This is a genomic window from Paenibacillus solani, from assembly GCF_001277345.1.
Lineage (GTDB): Bacteria > Bacillota > Bacilli > Paenibacillales > Paenibacillaceae > Paenibacillus_AQ > Paenibacillus_AQ solani.
The window spans coordinates 2287115-2306194 of sequence record NZ_LIUT01000001.1; the positions used below are offsets into that span (position 1 = coordinate 2287115).

At 50.2% G+C, this 19080-nt stretch carries 15 protein-coding genes; 1 reads left to right on the forward strand and 14 read right to left on the reverse strand.

The window, feature by feature from the left end:
• Positions 1-184: 184 nt before the first annotated feature.
• Entirely contained in the window at positions 185-1528 is a 1344-nt protein-coding gene (locus AM231_RS10190; RefSeq protein ID WP_054402513.1) for an FAD-binding oxidoreductase, read from the reverse strand.
• 201 nt (positions 1529-1729) lie between these two features.
• Between AM231_RS10190 and AM231_RS10195 the strand changes: the two genes are divergently transcribed.
• Positions 1730-2227, forward strand: a complete 498-nt coding sequence (locus tag AM231_RS10195; protein WP_054402514.1) for an SMI1/KNR4 family protein — start codon at positions 1730-1732, stop codon at positions 2225-2227.
• A gap of 123 nt (positions 2228-2350) precedes the next feature.
• Here the strand turns inward: AM231_RS10195 and AM231_RS10200 are convergent, their stop codons facing one another.
• The 13 genes from AM231_RS10200 to AM231_RS10260 all read right to left on the reverse strand — a co-directional run bounded on the left by AM231_RS10200 (position 2351) and on the right by AM231_RS10260 (position 18852).
• Complete coding sequence (locus tag AM231_RS10200; protein WP_054402515.1) at positions 2351-3100, reverse strand: ABC transporter permease; 750 nt, start codon at positions 3098-3100, stop codon at positions 2351-2353.
• Positions 3101-3862 carry an ABC transporter ATP-binding protein gene (locus AM231_RS10205; RefSeq protein ID WP_054402516.1) on the reverse strand — a complete coding sequence of 254 codons (762 nt, stop codon included), beginning with the start codon at positions 3860-3862 and terminating at the stop codon, positions 3101-3103. It lies immediately after the preceding gene.
• A gap of 202 nt (positions 3863-4064) precedes the next feature.
• Complete coding sequence (locus AM231_RS10210) at positions 4065-4406, reverse strand: DUF1048 domain-containing protein (protein ID WP_053493202.1); 342 nt, start codon at positions 4404-4406, stop codon at positions 4065-4067.
• Positions 4407-4478: 72 nt separating this feature from the next.
• On the reverse strand, positions 4479-4799 hold the full coding sequence (locus AM231_RS10215; protein ID WP_054402517.1) for a PadR family transcriptional regulator: 321 nt from the start codon (positions 4797-4799) through the stop codon (positions 4479-4481).
• Positions 4800-4976: 177 nt separating this feature from the next.
• Positions 4977-5960, reverse strand: coding sequence for an SGNH/GDSL hydrolase family protein (locus AM231_RS10220; RefSeq protein ID WP_054402518.1), 984 nt, complete (start codon positions 5958-5960; stop codon positions 4977-4979).
• Positions 5957-7333, reverse strand: a complete 1377-nt coding sequence (locus tag AM231_RS10225) for an FAD-dependent oxidoreductase (RefSeq protein ID WP_054402519.1) — start codon at positions 7331-7333, stop codon at positions 5957-5959. The genes AM231_RS10220 and AM231_RS10225 overlap by 4 nt, the downstream gene beginning before the upstream one ends.
• 44 nt (positions 7334-7377) lie before the next feature.
• Positions 7378-8388 (reverse strand): glycoside hydrolase family 130 protein, encoded by a 1011-nt coding sequence (locus tag AM231_RS10230; RefSeq protein ID WP_054402520.1) that lies wholly within the window; start codon positions 8386-8388, stop codon positions 7378-7380.
• A gap of 332 nt (positions 8389-8720) precedes the next feature.
• A complete protein-coding gene (locus AM231_RS10235) occupies positions 8721-9626 on the reverse strand; it encodes a carbohydrate ABC transporter permease (protein ID WP_054402521.1) in 906 nt (301 codons plus the stop codon).
• Between the two features lie 85 nt (positions 9627-9711).
• Entirely contained in the window at positions 9712-10611 is a 900-nt protein-coding gene (locus tag AM231_RS10240) for a carbohydrate ABC transporter permease (RefSeq protein WP_054402522.1), read from the reverse strand.
• A 72-nt stretch (positions 10612-10683) separates the two neighbouring features.
• Complete coding sequence (locus AM231_RS10245; protein ID WP_054402523.1) at positions 10684-12090, reverse strand: ABC transporter substrate-binding protein; 1407 nt, start codon at positions 12088-12090, stop codon at positions 10684-10686.
• A 127-nt stretch (positions 12091-12217) separates the two neighbouring features.
• The gene (locus AM231_RS10250; RefSeq protein ID WP_054402524.1) at positions 12218-13843 is read right to left on the reverse strand and encodes a response regulator; all 1626 of its coding nucleotides are present in this window, start codon (positions 13841-13843) and stop codon (positions 12218-12220) included.
• Positions 13830-15584 carry a cache domain-containing sensor histidine kinase gene (locus AM231_RS10255; protein ID WP_054402525.1) on the reverse strand — a complete coding sequence of 585 codons (1755 nt, stop codon included), beginning with the start codon at positions 15582-15584 and terminating at the stop codon, positions 13830-13832. Before AM231_RS10255 ends, AM231_RS10250 begins: the two co-directional genes overlap by 14 nt.
• Positions 15585-15786: 202 nt before the next feature.
• Entirely contained in the window at positions 15787-18852 is a 3066-nt protein-coding gene (locus AM231_RS10260; RefSeq protein WP_242615113.1) for a 3-keto-alpha-glucoside-1,2-lyase-like domain-containing protein, read from the reverse strand.
• Positions 18853-19080: the final 228 nt, after the last annotated feature.

Here is a 19080-nt window from a genome sequence, read left to right on the forward strand (position 1 = left end):
TCCTTCGTAAATTTAGTCATAAAAAACTGCACCTCCAACTGTTAGAGTGTGTCTAACAATTGGGGTGCAGTTCATCCTTGGCTTGTTCTTTTTTCTACCTGACGATATGAGTTGTTCTTAAAGAATCAAATTTAATTACAGCATCTGGCCTCTAGTATTATTACATCAATGTCGCTGCTCGTTTTTATTTTGCTGGAGGAATGCTTTGAGGATTGTTAAATACATTCCCCGGATCGTATTTTGCTTTAATTTTCTTTAATCTTGGGTAGTTCTTTCCATAATAGACTGGACCCGAATGTTTGATACCTTGGTCAGGAACGTTAATGTAGGATCCTACGATATAAGGCTGCAATTTCTTCCTCGTATTTCGAGCTAAAGCAATATTCCTGGCCGCATGCGATGGCTTCACCCATGAGCTGTTCCACTCCACGTAGAATTTAGCCTTTCTCCAGTAGAATGCAGTTTCTTTGGGAGCGATACGGCTTATAGCTCCGCCCCAATTCAGGAAGAAGAAACCGGCTGGTGTCCCTCCCTCCGCTTTTTCCAGAAACTTGCGCATAGCTTTATAGGCTTTATCCGGAAATGGGCGTCTGCCAAAACCGCTGGAGAACTGGTTGCTGAACCTTTGCGTTAGGATCGGGTCGGGAGCAAGCAAAAACTTGGTGGCTTCCGTGTACGGCAAGTTGCGGATGACTTTTTGGGTCGGTGCTACGCTAAGAATAGGTTCCAGCTGGCGAAGGGCCTCGCTTTTTGAACCGAGGTAAATCCCCAACATGCTGACATTCCCGCCTTTTTTGGGACCAACATTTAATTCGCTTCCGAGCTTGGTGCTGGCATTAGGTGCCCACAACTGCCATTTCTTTACGACTTGTTCGAATTGCTCCCAAGGCCAGGTAATCCGGAATACGGTGGCTTTGGCCGGGGCGCGCAGCACTTTGAATTTGTACTTGGTATATACGCCAAAGTTGCCACCGCCGCCGCCTCGGGTTGCCCACAGAAGGTCGGCGTTCTGATTTTTGTTCGCCCGAATAATTCTTCCCTTGGCGTCCACCATTTCGAGCTCGAGGAGGTTATCACTAATGAGTCCGATCGTCCTTTGCAGTGGCCCGATTCCGCCGCCAGGTGTTATTCCACCAATGCCCACTGTCGGACTATCCCCAAATGGCGCCATATAACCTTGCCGTGCAAGTGTATCCACAATTCTCCCTACACGATTCCCTGTCTCAACTACAGCTGTGCCGCTTTTTTTGCTTAGTTTAATTTTCTTCATTTCGCTAACGTCAATTACAATGCCACCATTCACTTGTGATAGGTTGGTTTCCAAGGCGTGCCTGCCGCTTCTCGGGCGGATCGGGACATTGTTTTTGCGAGCCCAGCGGATCGCGTTTGCTACATCCTTTGTGTTCTGAGCAAAAACAAAAACCTTAGGAAATCTGTCCGTATGAGGATCCCAATTTTTTCGAGCAGCTTCATACCCAGGGTCTCCCCTGAAGATCACCCGTCCTGTAAGTTTCAAATCTGACTTCACGGATTTGTCCAACTCCCTAGAATTGATAAGTAATTGCTTGTTGTTAAAGAATTAGGCGGATTCCGTATAATGTATGAAGGAAATCAATGGTGCGTATGGGCTGAAGCCAATAATGTTTAATGAAGGATATATAGAAGATTGACTAGAATTATTAACATTACCTAAAATGAAATTGGTGGAATTTACGGGAGTAGGTGAATTATGAATAACAAGATTAATGAATTTATGATTTGGGCTAAAGAAAACGGTTGGACTATCACCCTAAATCAGGATTGCAATTTGAATCTAGGTGATAGCATCAGATCCAGATATAAAGTCATCCCTAATGAATATATAAGTTTTCTAAGTGCAGTAAAACAATGCACCACACCTAATGAAAAGACCTGGTTTCTCTGTGAGGATGAATATAACAATCGTTCAGACGATGCATTTAAATGGAATGAATTTGAATTACTCAGCTTAGAAGCAGCAATGGATAACGATATTTGGAGATCAGAGATAACAGCGTGGTGGGATAATTACCTGCCAATTGTAATCTCGGTCGATGACGGCTATTCTTTCTACGCGATTGATTTAAACAATGATAAAGGTGCTATTGTACGCGGGCATGAACCAGAATTTGAAGAAGTTGAAAAAATAGCAAATCATCTTGAACAGTTTCTAGATTTGATTATGACAAACTCAATAGAGTTCCAATGAAATTAGAGATAGTACTGTATTTTCCAGTTTGGATGCCTCAGGCTGAATCACGAACCGTGAAAGTAACTTTTACCGGATTACATCGTAACAGCCTAATCAATTTTTGATTTTTTAAAAGAGTACTTATCCTAACTGTCGTTTAAATGCTTTACCAGCGAAGAAGTATGCGATGACCATGATGCCGACACACCAGGCAAGCGCGATCCAGATATCCTTATCAACAGCTCCATCATACAAGAGTGCACGATTCGTATTCACGATTGACGTCACGGGTTGGTTCTCAGCGAACGCACGGACAATTCGAGGCATGGTTTCGGTGGGAACAAAAGCCGAACTAATAAACGGCAGGAAAATCAGCGGATACGAGTAGGCTGTCGCACCTTCCATAGACTTCGCTGTCAATCCAGGAATGACCGCCAGCCATGTCAGTGCCAACGTAAACAACCCGAGTATCCCAGCTGCCGCGAGCCAATCTAGAATATCAGCGTCTGAACGGAAGCCCATCAAGAGCGCGACGAGGATTACCACCACGACAGTAAGAGCATTGGAAACAAGCGAGGTTAACACGTGAGCCCACAATACCGAAGATCGTTTGATGGGCATGGTAATGAAACGTGCCATCAGACCGCTTTTTACGTCCGTAAACAATCGCAGTGAGGTGTAGGCGACACCAGAGGCGATAGCCATCAGCAAAATTCCAGGTAGTAAATAATTTACGTAATTGTTAGCACCTGTGTTTATAGCACCGCCAAATACGTAGACAAACAGCAGCATCATCATAATCGGCGTAATCGCCACCGTGATAATCGTATCCGGACTTCGCATAATGTTGCGCATTAAACGCTCTAGTAATACCCCTGTTTTGTTCTTCATTTACATCTCCTCCTTCTTGCCGATGATCGCGAGGAAAATTTCCTCCAAAGTCGGCTGCTTCTCGATGTACTCCACTTTCGCTGGCGGGAACATCGCTTTGAGTTCGGTAAGGGTACCGGTCGTGATTATGGTTCCGCCATGCAAGATGGCGATACGGTCCGCCAATTGTTCCGCTTCCTCCAGATACTGCGTCGTCAACAAGATGGTCGTACCGCCACCGGCAAGCTCTTTGACGGTATTCCAGACCTCAATCCGCGCTTCCGGGTCAAGCCCTGTTGTCGGTTCGTCGAGAAAAATGACGGCTGGACTGCCGATCAGACTCATCGCGATGTCAAGCCGGCGCTTCATCCCTCCGGAATACTGGTCCGCCCGGCGGCCCGCCGCATCGGTCAAGCTGAATCTTGAAAGCAGATTATCGGCAACTTGAACGGGGTCGGAAACTCCGCGTAACTTGGCAATCATTATGAGGTTTTCCCGCCCTGTGAGCATGCCGTCAAGAGCTGCGAACTGCCCTGTCAGGCTGATGCTTTGACGAACATGATCTGCTTGACGCTGGACGTCAAAGCCGCAGATACCTACTTCGCCCCCATCGGGCTTCATCAGCGTCGATAGGATGTTAACCGTCGTCGTCTTTCCCGCTCCATTTGATCCCAGCAGTGCGAATATTTCACCACGCCGCACTTCAAAATCCACTCCCTTAAGGACTTCCTTGTCTTTAAATGATTTTTTCAACCCTTTTACTGAGATCACTTCATGACTCATAGTTACTCCTCCTTAGGTAGCCCCACAAGGCCGTTTAAACACAGAAATTACGGTCCAGCCCCAGGTGGGTCTAGATAGGTTTCACACATCTATTGAGTGCTACTGATAATCAGTATTACTTAGTACTGAGGTAAAAATATAACTGAGTAGCACGGGAGTGATTGACATACGTAGTCAGCTAATCAGTCTGTATTTATTACATTTATTTGTTTTCAAATCGTTTTTTGATACTAAGATTTAAATCTTCTCGGTACTTGGCAACATAGGTTTTAGCATTTGCGACTAACTCATCGGCAAAGCCTGCTACGTCCTCCCCTGTGATATCCAGCACTTGTCTGCCCTCCGCTGCTCCTGCTTCGAATAAATCGATAAGCTCATACTGAATGTGCAGCATATCCATTCCGTTGCCTGTTGCAAAATTCCACATATAGGTTTGAATTTTCTTAAATACAAACTTGTAGTCCTCTGGCAAGGCTTCAACACGTGCCATCATCATCTTGTACTCTTTTTTATCACCAATCAATTTTTTGAACATTTCCATCATATCATTTCTCCTCCTTTGATCATAAAGCTTAACAAAACACTCCCAAATCATGGTGCGGGATATCTTATGACGTTAGGTTGACTTCAAGACGTTGATTTTGGATGATACAAAATCCCATTTTTCCCAAAACAATTTAAGCTCTTGGCGGCCAGCCTCGTTAAGCGAGTAAAATTTACGGGGCGGACCCATATCGGACGGTTTCTTTTCGATGCTCACCAGCTTTTTCTTTTCCAATCGCACAAGGATGGTGTAAACCGTCCCTTCCACGACTTCGGTAAACCCAAGTTCGTTCAATCGGCGGGTAATCTCGTAGCCATATGTTTCATGTCGGCTAATGATTTCCATTACGCAACCTTCCAGCGAACCCTTCAGCATTTCGGTTAAATTTTCCATGTTCAGATCCTCCTTTATTTCGTCCCTCCTCTAATTAGTCTAACTTATATTCAGTATGACATAGTACCAAGGGGAATTTTTACTCAATAGCTTTTGGGGATTCAAAAGCTATTGAGTAATACTTATTACGAGTATATCGTAACACTGAGTAGTGATGAAGTCAACTGCTTTTTCAATTCATTTTGTTTGACCATAAAGATCCCGGAAACGCCGGCCTAACAGCTCATATCCCTCGGCTCCTGGATGCAGGCCGTCCGTCAGAAAGGCTTCATCCTCCGGTCCAAGCCAGTTCAGGCCATCCTGATAGTATAATCGGCGATCGCCCCGCTCCCTGAGCATCTCCACCGTCTCGCGGATCGCTTGGCGCATCATGGGCAGGGTGAAGCCCAGCGGATTGAGCTCCGTTTCGCGGACGGTGCCATAAATCGGGGAGATGACAAGCAGCGGAGTCTCCCTGTGTTTTTCGCGTATGGTCTCCAGCAGTCCAATCAGCTGCGGCTTGAACATGCGAGGGCTTAAGGTGCCTGCGCCATAGATGTTTACGCCCGCACATATGGAGATGAACTCGGCCGGCAGGTCGCGTATCAGCCGCCCGATCATCGGTTCCATGTGGCAGTTGCCGGAGAAGCCGAGATTGGTCAAACTGAAGCCGCAGGCTTCGGCGGCAATGGCAGGCCAAGCGCGAGAGGGGCCGGAAGCCCCGACACACTGGGTAATAGAGCTGCCGTAAGTAATCCAGCGGGGCCGGGTGTCCGGCAGCGGGACTCCGACAGCTTGGGTGCCAATCCGCAGGCCGGTGACGGTCATTCCTATGTTTTGCGGGAGCCAAATCTCCACATCCTTAATTTCGGCGGGAAGTCCGGTAAACAAGGCTTCTGTGGCTCCGACGGGCAGGCGAATTCTCTGGAGCAGTTCTCCTTCTGCGACACAATCCATAACGGCAGCATCCGCAAGAGATGTGAAGGATACTGCCACCTCTGCGGAATCCGTGCGCAGCCGCAGGCGAACACCGGCACAAATCTCGGCCTTGCCATCAATGCCCGCAGGCGGATACAGCTCGTAATCCATGTAAGGAATACGCCAAGGCTTGATTCCCTCCTCCCGATGCTGGAGCGACACGGCGCCGTGAAACCACTCATCCGTTAAAGGAAGCTGCTTCACGGTGCATCCCCTTCCTTCTGTTTCTCAGCCGGTGTGAAATCCTCTCCCAGCCATACATCCTGCTCCAGCAGCCGCTGCTGAAGCTCGGCTACGGAAATGCCGCGCGAGGCGGAACCATCCCGCAGCGCCAATGCAGCTGCCGTGCCAGAAGCCTGGCCCATGGAGAAGCAGTTCGGCATCACCCGCAGGGAGCCTTGCACCGCACGATCGGAAGAGACGCTGCGTCCGGCCACCCAAAGGTTGTCGATGCCAACAGGCAGCATGATCCGATACGGTACGCCGTGGGAAACCCCCGGCGGCAAGTGGTTGAAGGTCATGTCGCTCTTGCTGTTAGCGAGATGAATATCGATATAATATGCATTCCGGGCAATGTCATCCGGGAAGGAACGCGCAGCAAGAAAATCATCCACTGTCAGGATATAATCCCCTTCGATACGCCGCGTCTCCCGGATGCCGAGCTGCTCCCCGCTCGCCACCATATGGGCGTGCTCAAATCCCGGCACATAGCGGCGGAAGAACTGCAGCTGGCGTTCCGCCGTACGGCGTCCTTCAATTGCCCCGCGCGTCAGATCCTCCGCAAGGGTGCCGTCCACGCCGAATACATGGCCGAAGTTAACCCCTACCAAATAGTCGCTGACCCAAGCCAAGCCGGAGATCGACTTTCTCCCCTCCGGCAGTGCACCATCGGCAATCGCCAGTTCTACCGTCTTATGCAGTTGACCTGTATCCCCACTCTCTTCCAGGAAACGCTTGAACTTCGGACGGTCCACATTCGCAAGCAGATAACACATGCTGCCGGGCTGAAGTTCGCCTTCATCCCCGCCCTTTTGAAAAGGAACTCCCGCCAGAGCGGCAATATCCCCATCTCCCGAGCAGTCGATAATATACCGGCAAGGAATGAACGAACGTCCTGTTTTGTTGACAACAATGACACCTTCAATCTTCCGGCGGTCCTCAGACAGCACCACATCGTAAACAAAGGTATGATACAGCGGCGTAACGCCGTTTTCCAGAATGGCATCGTCATAAACCCGCTTCAGCACCTCGGGATCGATTGGCACCCAATCCAGAAGCTCCTGATATTCCTCACGGTACTGGGGATTGCATGCCTGCTTCATCCGTTCCATCAGCTCAAGTCCGAGACCGCGGATAATCGGCTTCCGCTTATCCGTAAAGGGACAGAAGGCCGGGACAAGCGCAACAGTGCCCATGCCGCCAAGGAATCCTCTCTGCTCCACCAGCATCGTTCGCGCTCCCCCTTGCGCAGCGGCAATAGCCGCGGCGATACCGGAAGCTCCTCCGCCGATTACCAGCACATCCACCTCATCGGCAACCGGAATGTTGACCGATGGCAGCGTCATATGTCCGTTCATAGAGATCTCCCCATTTCTGTATAGCTTTATGATGTTATCATTGCTTATTTGACCGTGCCTTTCAGACAAAGATGCAGCAGCTCATCTACGTGCGCAGTAGCCAGGCATTCTACGGTATCGGCGGCGCCGTAGTAGATTTTGACTTCACCGGACTCTTCCAGAATCATGCCCCCTGGAAAAATAACATCATTGCGGAAGCCCCCTTCGGTCTCATAAGCAGCTTCCGGCGCCAGCAGCGGCGTCTCCGCCCTGCCGATGATCCGGCTGGGATCTTCGAGATCCAACAGCATAATGCCGGAAGTGTAACGCTTCTGCCAACTGTCCTCCCAGCCGTTCTTGCCCCGGCTGCGATCAATGTCCACCGCATGGAACAGGGTCAGCCAGCCTTTATCCGTTTTGACAGGCGGAGCGCCCGGCCCTACCTTGTCATTGGCATAGGCTACATCTTCCACCGCCAGCAGCAGCTTGGAGTTGCCCCAGTATTTCAAGTCAGGCGAGTCGCTCATCCACATGTCAAAGCGGTCTATGCCGCCCCGGCTGTATACAGGCATTGGACGTTCGAGCCGAACATACCTACCTCCGATCCGCTCCGGGAACAACACCATGTTTCGATTGTCCGGCAGCGACAGGCTCAGCACCTTAAAGGAAGCGAAATCCTCGGTCACGGCGATGCCGCCGCGCAGCCCGTGCTTGGTATCGACCGCAAAGCACATATAACATTGTTCGCCGATTACCGTTAAACGCGGATCATACACACGGATGACCTCTTCATCATGCCAGGACCAGCACGGTGTCGGCTGCACATCCCAGGCTATGCCGTCATCACTGAAGGCCAGCCCGAGATTGGTCGTATGATGAGGGGCGACAAGGCCCTGATGTTCATCGCCGTAGTCATTGCGAAATACCATCACATATTTGCCTTTAAACTTGGCAACCCCGGCGTTAAAGACCATCGCCGGACCGTAAGGCACATCACCCGGGGACAAAATCGGGTTCGCGGCATGCCGGGTCATAACCGGGCTGGAAAACAAAGGTCCTATTGTAGAATCTCTCATTTGCATCATGCTCCTTGTAGAGGTTGTTCAAAAAGTCCACTTTTGATAAGAAAACCTGATCGATGTTAGTTCAAGGATGAGCGACCGCGATTCAAAGGTTGGTTTTTCTTGCGATACAGAATTTCATCAGCTCTGCTGATAACGTATAAATTCTATATCTAACACGAAGTGAATCAGGAAGTAACTCGGCATCGAATCTTGCATTCAGCCGGGCCTTCCGGTGCTCACGTACCCCAAACGTACGCTCCGCTCCTGAAGTCCCTAGCTTTATCCAACCTTCTCGGTGCTGAAAACCGGCCTTTTCGAACTCGCACTTGTAGATGGAATTGAATTTAACCTTTGACTGAACCTGCTGTCACCTGAATAAATGACTTGTTTGCCACAATATAAGCGAGCAGCATTGGCAGGATAGACAGACATGCTCCCGCCATCATCAAGTGGATCTGCATCGCCGCAGAGGAGCCGTAACGGAGGTTCGCCAGACCGACGGTGAGCGTCTGCAGGTGCGGATTCGTCATCGTGAACACCAGCGGAAGAATGTATTCGTTCCAGGCATGGCGGAAGGCAAACAGCCCGGCAACGCCCAGCCCCGGTGTCAAGAGCGGCAGAATAATTCGGAAGAAGGTGCGGGCGAACCCGGAACCGTCCACCATTGCCGCTTCATCCAGCTCGCGGGGAATCGCTTTGAAGAAACCCAGCAGCATAAAAAATGTACTGGAATGCGCGCTGATCAGAATCAGGATAACTCCCCACAGCGTGGTATTCAGGTTCAGCGCGACCATCAAATCAAATTGCGGGCGCATCACAATGGCACCAACGGATATAAACATCATCGAAGCCTGAGTTGTCACATACAGAGATTTGCCGGGGAAATTGCGCCGATCTACCACATAAGCCGCCATCGCAGCTACCAGCAGAGTGCCTGCCGTAACCATAATGCTGACAAAAGCACTGTTCCAGGTATAACGGGCAAAATTGGCCTGCTTCCAGGCTTCCGCATAGTTGACAAACTGCAGCTTGGCTGGCAGCAGGCTACCGCCAGTCATCATTTCAGCTCCAGTCTTGAGAGAACCGGACAATGTCATCAACAAAGGAAATAATGTCAGGATCGCCGTTATTAATAGAAACAGCCACATGACCGTACGCCCCATAATTCTGCCTGCGCGACCGGTTAACGGGCGTTCGGTTTTGCCGCGTCTGGCCGGCTGTTGGGTTTGAGGTAACACCTGTTCTTTCATTTGCTGATCCTCCTGCACGCCTGCAGCCGTTCATTCTAAACCGATCTGCGGCGTTGTCATCAAATCTTAAAGTCATACATAATCGCTAATACATTTTGTTCATTTTACGGCTCAATAAGAAATACAAGCCTGTAATGGCCCCGACAATAACAGCGGTTGCGAAGCCTACCGCGCTGCCATATCCGAGCTGCTGCTCTACAGGCGAACCCGTGGATACCGGGAACAACAGTTTATACAGATAGAGATACATGACCTCGGTTTTGCCGATCGGTCCGCCCTCGGTGATAAGCATAATGCTCTCATACCCTTTCAGGGATGCGATAATGGCGAGCATAATGACCAGCTGGGCAACCGGTGCCAGCATCGGAAGCGTGATGTTCCAGAACCGTCTTCCGGCGTTCGCCCCGTCAATGGCCGCACTCTCGTACAAATCCTGCGGAATACTTTGCAATCCGGCCAGAAACAGCAGCATATAATTGCCGACCGCGCCCCATACGGCTACAAGAATGACCGTAAGCATCGCATGCTTCGGACCTAGCCAGTCAATCGGCTGGGAGACCAGGTGCAGCTTCATCAAAACCGTGTTCACCATCCCGTTGTAGGAATTGAAGATCGTATAGAACACAACGGATATCACTGCGGTACTGATGATCGTTGGCATAAAATAGATCCCGCGCAGCAGATTTCCGCCGCGCAGCTTGCCATTCAGGATGACAGCCAACAGCAGGGACAATGGCAGCGTTAGCAGCAACTTGCCTCCGGCATAGATAAAGGTGTTGCCCACCGATTCCCAGAACAGCGCGTCTCGCATCAGCCGGTGGAAATTATCCAGGCCAACGAACAGCGGCTGGCCGTATCCGGCATATTCGTAGAACATATAGCGCAGCATCCAAAACAAAGGGTAGATTCCCAGGGCCGTCGTCAAAATAATGCTTGGGGCCAGAAACAGGGAGTTCTCCCCAAGTCGTTTCCATTTAAAACTCACGATTCGTTCCTCCTTCGGGGAAAGAAAAGGGGCATCCGCCAAAAAGTGCGCGGCAGCCCCATCCTTGGCCAGTTATTCTCCCTGCGGTTTGGTTGGATCAAAGGCAGGGTTCGGCGTTGCAGTGGCCTCGCCTTTCTCGACCGCTGTGGACAATGCGGCGTTATACCTGGTGTTCAAATCTTCTGTAATCGCTTTCGTGTCTCCACCTTCGAGAATGTATTTGAAGAAAGCGTCCGCATAGTTGGAACCCTCCGGCGTGATATTTGGCGACACAGGCCAGAGCGAGTCGTGTTCTCCAACCAGGAAGCCTTCCATGCCGCCGATCTCAGGTTCTTTGGCCTGTTCCACAATACTTGGCACAATGGCGATACCGAAGCCTTTTTCATGATAGGTCTTCAGAATCTCGTCACCGTACATATACTGTATGAATTTCCAAGCGGCTTCCTTATTGGCCGATTGGGCGCTAATGCCGAGCCATGTTCCGGCAGACACGATTTCGGAAGTCCCTTTAATCTGTCCGTCCAATGTTGGGGCCAGGGCACCGCCCCAGTTGATTTCAGTCGGGAATTGATCCATGTACACACCCGGCTCCGTCGAGAAGGACAGATACATACCGATCTTGCCTGCGGCAAATTGAGCACGCAGCGGGTCGATGTCCAGCGCCTCCGCCCCAGGCAGAATGCTGCCGTCAGCATACATTTGCTTGAAATATTCGATGACTTGAGCGTAAGGCTCAAAATCGAATTGTCCTGTTTTCAGATCAAAGCCAAGTCCCTGATGACCGCTCAAGGAAAGAATCTCCCGGATGGAACGGTCAAATGCCTGCTTCGGATTTTTGAAGTTCAGCGCGAAGCCATAGATGCCTTCAGCTTTGCCAACTTCGGTAATTTTCTTGGCATCGTCCACCATTTCCTGAAGCGATACCGGGGGATTCTCGATGCCCGCTTTGGCAAAGAGGTCCTTGTTATAGACCAAACGCAAGGTGAGACCAGTATTGGCGAGCGTATACACTTTGCCATCAAAACGGTTGACCTCATCGATCAGCAGGCTGCCGAATTTCGTATTCATATCATCGGTAAGATACTCGTCAATTGGCGCGAGATAACCTTTTTTGACAAATCCGGACGTATTGGCGCTCTTTAGCCGCAGCACATCCGGTGCCTGGTTGCTGGAAAATGCAATGTCGACGCTTTGTGTGTAATTCTCAGACATCACCGTCAATTCCACCTGAATATTATCCTCGTTTGTCTCGTTGAACTTGTTGATCAATTCCTTGATATACTCTTGATCGTGACGGTCGTCGGTCCAGTATTTAAGCTGTACGGGTTGGCCCGTCTCGGCTGTGGGAGTTTCCGTGCTGCCCTCGGACTTTCCATTCGTTGAACCTCCATTCGCATTGTTGTTATCATTCCCGCCGCAGCCTGCGATGCCGACGGCCAGAACGAGGCTCAAGCCGAGGCCTAACCATTTTTTTCGCATACATTCTCCCCCTTGATTGACTCTTATATTGTGAACTCGTTGTTATTATAGACCCTCGTATTCAGAAAAGGAGTGCGGCAATTTCACTCTCCAGGGACAGAATTCTATGGTCTGTGCAGCATGTACCTTACGTCTCCGGTCGGTCCATATGATAGCCTGCCCTGAACTCCGAAGGCGTCTGCCCCGTGATTTTCTTGAACATTTCACTGAAATATCTGCGCTCCTCATACCCGACAGCCGCAGCCACCTCCTGCACCTGCGCCCCCTCCACAAGCAGTAGCCTCGCTTTTTGGATACGTTCCGAGGTCATATACTGTGTGACGGTCATCCCGGTCACCTGCTTAAACAAGCTGGAAAAATAGCTGGCGCTGAGATGCACGTGGGCCGCGCAATCGCCGACGGTAATATCCTCGGACAAACGGCGCTTGATATAGTCAATGGCTTTATAAATAACCTTCTGCCCTTCGGATAAGCTGTTCCGGCGCACCAGTTCGGCTCCCTCCGTGCACAAGACAAGCAGTTGACGCTGCAAAGAGGCCAGCGGTACCCCTGTCGTCCCTTGCCCTGCCCTGAATCTCTGGATCAGCGGTTGTATGTCCGAATATGGAACCATTTCATAAAAGGTGCGGATTGCTGAAGCGGCCAGCTCATCGTACAAGCTGAGGAGATAGTCCGGATTTTGCCTGGAGATCAGCTTCTGCAGCGTTTCCGAAATTGTGGACAAAATAGTGTTCGTCCGGTCCACGTTCCCGGAACGAAGGGCAAGCAGCAACTCGTCCTTGTATTCCAGCGCCAGCGGCTCCTGACTTCCGCTCTGATGAATGTCGTTATACATAATAGCCGCATTGCCTTCGGTGAATAGATGGTGGGAGAGCGCGCGATGAGCCTGACGATAGGAATCCGGCAGCTCGCTGATCTCCTCCACTCTGCCGCCGACACCGACCGAAACCGTGAACTTGGTATAGTGTTCAATATTCCGGCAGCACTGCTCGGCAATTTCGATCGGACTGGACGGTCCTGTATCGTTCAGTACGGCCAAGTACCGGTCATGGCGGGCGCGAAAAACAACTCTGCAAGCATATTCGGCAAGTGTCTCCTGCATAATGTTCAACAACGAGAACCGGATCAGCTCCATCTCCCGGATGGACTGCTCGGCAACCTGCTCCCGAAAACGGTCAATTTCAATCAGCATCACTACGAACCCCCGCGGCTCCAGCTCGATATTCAGAAAATCCCACCGTCCCGAGGCCTCTTCCCATGAAGTGCGGTGGCTGACAAGCAGCGCAAAATATTCCTGCCGCAGCACCGGCATGCTCTCACGCAGCTTGTTCTCCAATTCCCTCAGGCTTAGCAGCTTGGACTTCTCTTCCATAATCTCCGCTTTGGCTCGCAGCACTGCCGACATAATATCTTCTTCCGAGAAGGGTTTCACCACGAAATCAAATGCCCCCAGCTGCACCGCCTGCTGCGCATATTCAAAGTCCGCATACCCGCTGATCAGAATAACCTTGCAGCTGCGGTTCTCTTCCAGAACTGCGCGCAGCATACTCAGCCCGTCCATTCTCGGCATTCTTATATCGGTAATGATCAGATCCGGCTGCAATTCGTTGATCAGCTTAAGCCCATCTTCCCCATTGCTCGATACACCCGCGACCTGAATGCCCTGTTCTTCCCAGTTCATCGCGGTCAGCCCGTCTACCACGCTTTTGATATCATCAATAATGCAAAGACGGATCGCCTCAGGATTGCTCATCCCAATGCCCCCCTTTCCTTGGTAAAGAAATCCGTATTTCTGTTCCGCGCTCCGGCGCACTGTTCACATGCAACTCCGCATCATCCCCATAATAGAGCTGGAGCCGCCGGATCATATTGGACACGGCATACCCTTTCTTCGATTCCAGCCAAAAGAGCGCGCGTACTTGGGTCTGATCCATGCCGTTGCCGTTATCGCGCACGGCAATTGTCCAGCGCTCCCTGTCACCGGCAACGTCGATCTCGATCCGACCGCCGTCCTTCAGGTCGCGAAATCCGTGCAAAATGCTGTTCTCAACCAGCGGCTGCAGCATGATGCGCGGAATCGAAAGCGCGGACAATTCCGGTTCGCGTACATGGATTTCATAAGAGAATAAGCCTTCATAGCAGTTTGACTGCAGCTCCATATACTGGCGCACATGCTCCAGCTCTTTGGACAATGTCGTAATTTCCCGGCCATTGTTCAGCCCAAGTTGGAACAGACGGGAGAGCGACATAACCATCTGCTGTGACGGCTCGATCTGCTTTAATTTCAGCTTCCAGTAGATGGTGTTCAACGTGTTGTACAGAAAATGTGGGTCCATCTGCGCCGACAGCGCTTTGATCTCCGCAGACCGCTTATGCGTCTGCGCTTCCGTGACCTCATCGATCAACACCACAATCTGCTCCAGCATCCGGTTGAACCGAAAGCCCACCTGTCCCAGCTCATCTCCGCTGCTGCTCTCAAATCGGGCGGTCAGATCGTTATTCTCCACCCGCTTCATCACCTTCAGCAGTCCTTGCAGCGGCTTTAACAAATGGCGCGAAAACGCGCCGGAGATCAGCATGGTAACCACGAAAGCAACCAAAGCTACCCCGGCGATCAGCCATTTAACATACACCAAGTCCTGAAGAACATCGGCCTGGGACCGAATGGTGGTCATCGTCCAATCCGCAATGCCAAGCTGGGCATAATTAAGCAAATAGGTTTTACCATTCAGTTCAAAGGATTGTCTGCCCTCAGGACGGTTCATGACGCCGCTTAAGTTACCCTCATCAACCGCCTGCCGAACCAGCGGCTCCTTCACAGGGTAGACCGCCTCGCCCTCAGCGTTCAGCAGGAAGCTGGACGCTCCTTCACCGCTATCTCCCTGCACCAGCTTTCGGAAGCCGTCCTCCCGGATATTCACGACAATATAAACATCGTTTACCGGGTTGTCAAAAATCGGCACCAGAATCAGCGAAATAACGCGTTCTCTGCCCGAGAAGAGCATGTCCTCATGCCCCTCCACCCAAAGGTTCTTTTTCTCCTGTTCGATGCGCTCATACAGGAAGGTATCCTCGAATGCGGTAAGTCGGTTGCGATTCGCAGACGAGGGATAAAACTCGCCAATTGGCGTGGATACATAGATTGACTGGATTAGCGGCTCAGCGATCCGCGCCTGTGAGAAAACGTTATCAAGATCGTTCAAATGTGTAAAATACCTGCCGGTTTCGCCGGAGGCGGCATCCCTTAGCATATCGTAGAAAGGCTGGCTGACCATGAACGTCATCATAATCAGCATCAGTTTATTCAGCTTCTCATCCACAATTTGCGCCGAGCGGACCACCGTGTCCTGCGTGAGCTTCAGCGCATTTTTCTCCAGGGTAGCGGCCGAGATGTAATAAGATAACCCGCCGGTCATCAGAACAGAGAGCACAATGACGGCCAGAAATGCGACTTTGAGTTTGTTGCGGAATGATTGCCTGTGGAAATAATCCAAGCTTTTCACGCCTTCCGTTAAAATCTGTATCCTTCGATTATGTCACCGCAGTCCCCTGTTCGACAATGTTAAAAAAGAAGCTGGCCCCAAAAGCCGTTTTTTGGGCTTTTGGGGCAGCTCCTTCGCAGGATTCCATTTACGTTGGCCGATATATGACTCGATTCATATTGGACGAATACGGGCCTGCGTCATGCGGTAACCGTTAATTCGGGTCGGGAACCAGAACCAGAGCTTCATCAAAAGCTACGCCGGCTGAGGTTGTCCGAAATCCTATCTTCCCTTCCGTCAATTCCGTTACAGGATTGGTCCATTCCACTTTCAATTCTCCATCCACATAACATTTCATGGTGTTCCCTTGGATGGCAGCCTTAATCGTATACCACTGCTTCTCCATCGCCGTGAACGGAGTACTGGATACAAGCGTCATGTTGTTATCTACGGATTTGTACAACTCCAGCTTTTTAGCTGCTGAATTGATTCGATACATATAAAAATTCTCTGCGTCCTGTACTCTGAAGAGAATGCCTGCATTGGCATTACTAATGGGCATCTTCACTTTGGCTTCATACGTATAGTCCGTCCATGCATCACCGGCGGTAATGAGTGCAGCAGCTGAACTATGCTGAATCAAAGCATTGGTGTCGTCTGCTGCAACGCTCCAGGATCCTGAAGCCGGCGTCCATCCAGTCGTATCTCCATCTTCAAAATCGTCGCTGAATTGGATGAACGTAGGGACCGGATTAACGGGAGGTTCATTCACATCCGTGACCTGGATCGTAAACATCTTCTCGTAGTACATTCCCCCTGAGTCTATGCTCTTCACCCGGATACTGTAGCTGTCCTGCACTTCGTAATCAGGCGTCACAGCAAGAAACAATGCATTGTCCGATATGGTGAAGCTTTTGTTGTCCGCGTCCCCGGCTCCTGCTGTCAGCATGTAAGCAAATGTCTCCCCCTCATCAGGGTCGATGGTGGAGAATGTTCCGACCATACCTCCTGCCGTTGTGTTTTCAACTACGCTGCTGTGGGAGAGCACAATATCCTCAGGCGCTTTATTGATTGAGGAAACAATGGCATCGTCAAAATGGACGCCCGCCGAGGTTGTCCGGAATCCGATTCCCCCTGCTGTCAATTCTGTTGCAGGATTGGTCCATTCCATTAGTAATTCTCCATCCACATAACAGGAAATCGTGTTCCCTTGTACAACCGCCTTAACCTTATACCACTGCTTCTCTCTGGCTGTGAACGGAGTGTTGGCTACAGACGTCAATTGTCCGTTTACAGATTTGAATAACTCCAGCTGTTTAGCTGCTGAATTGATTCGATACATATAAAAATTCGCTGCATCCTGTACTCTGAAGAGAATACCTGCATTGGCATTGGTAATTGGCATTCTCACTCTGGCTTCATAAGCATAGTCCTTCCATGAGCCACCGGCATTCGCGGTAATCAGCGATGTAGTCGTCTGGTTCCCGCTGGATAACACTTTATTTGTGCCGTCTGTCGGTACTGTCCAGCCGCCAGAAACCGGTGTCCATCCCGCCGTATTTCCGTCTTCAAAATTGTCGCTGAACAGCGGTGGCTTGGAATTGGCGAAGACGATACCATTTACATTACTGTTAGCGGTGGCATTCAGGTCGTTCAAGTTGGTTGCGAGCTTGCCTTCAACATACACATCCGTGAACGTGACACCGTTAACCATTCCACCTTTTGTGGCATTCCCGGAAAGCCTGGATTTCTGAGATCCCGTCTCACGAACATTGATGTTCTTGAATGTAACATTGCTGACATCGCCGGAAGTACTGGTTGAAACCCCGAACCAATAATTCCCGAATTGATTGATACCGACTCGTTCGATATCGATATTCTCAAATGTAATATTCTGGGCGTATCCTTCCTCCGGAAGGGTATTCAATTGGTAACCATGGTCAATGAGCAGTGCTCGGGCGCTCTGATACACATACGAATTTCGGATGGTTACGCCAATCTGCGGCTGAGCTACCCCCATGCCAATCTTGAAAGCCGCACATCGGGTCCATGCAAGAACGTCGTCAAAGACCACATTTTCCAAATGTTCAAGCTCTCCCGGCCATCCTTTGGACATGCCCGTCTGCAGCCAGGTTTTAGTAGAAAATGTGTCATCATCCGATATCCCGATCGCGTGCTGGACCAGCACGTCCTGACTTTCGTTTATATCGATAACGTCATTCTCGATTTTGTATAAATCCTGGAAGCCCTTCAGATTTTTTATCGTCACATTGTCGGAACGAACAACCATAAACGACCAGAAGCCGCCGTCCCGCAATATTAAACCATCAAAATTAAAATTCGTGGTTGCGATCGGAACCAGCAGGTTATTCAGGAATCCTTCATTTTTGTTCGGTGCCGGCATCTTCCGCTCGCGCATCGCTATGCCTTTACCATCAATAGTTCCTCGTCCCCGTATCGTAATATTGCTGGAATCTGTCGCCGTACGAATAAAATACGTTCCATCCGCATTACGTGAATCCTTGCGAAAATCATTCGTGTAGTCCTCACCCTTGCCTGTGCCGACAATCACGGCACCTCCGGCGAGGTAAAAGGTCACATTGCTCTTTAAAGTCAGGTTCCCGCTTTTATAGACACCTGCCGGAACAAATACAACACCGCCGCCGGCTTGATTAGCGTCATCGATAGCCTGCTGGATACCATCCGATGCCATCCATGTCCCCGTGTTATCCACGTTGTATGGCGACTCTGTCACATTATAAATCCCGGCACCTGTGGACGGGGGAATATCTGTCTCCAAGGGATCTGCTGCGATGACAATTTTCTTTTTCCAGTCGTTGATTTTTACGATCACATAAGTGGAGGAAGAAAGCGTAAATGTCAGCTTGTTTCCATTGACCGTACCTGCGATGTTTTTGGCCTGCGGACTGATGGAGTAAGATGTAATCGGCTCATTCACAGTAACTTCGATCTTGACCGTGCCGGAAAAAGAAAATTGAGCGTAATCATAGTCAGCCAGATAACTGATAACAGGAACCGCTTCGTTATCCGCTTTTAATGAAAACAGACTGGATGCGGTATAGATGGATGGCATCGGGTAGTTCTGTATCGTGGCTGGACTACTTGCGGCCTGTGTCAACGATGCCGGATCAATGGCATCTATCATATCCGCCGAATAAACAGAATGGCTCTCCATCTCGGTCGCATTCGCAGCTCGGGGTAAAAATCCGGTGATTATAATGGCAAGCACGACCAACAGACTCACTGCTTTTCTTGTCATGGTAAGCATTAATACCTCCTCAACATTATTCGTCTTCCCACCGATAATAAGGCAGCGCAGCTCCGTTCGCCCAACCGTATTCTTGTTTATGGCGCTATGAATGCGCTACCATTTTTTCGGACGATCAAGCCCTCCCTCCGTTAAAACTTTTCACTGTCAAATTGGATTATAATGCCTGTCCAAAAAGAAAGGAGTGAGGCAGGCCCACTCTCCAGGGATACATTTCAA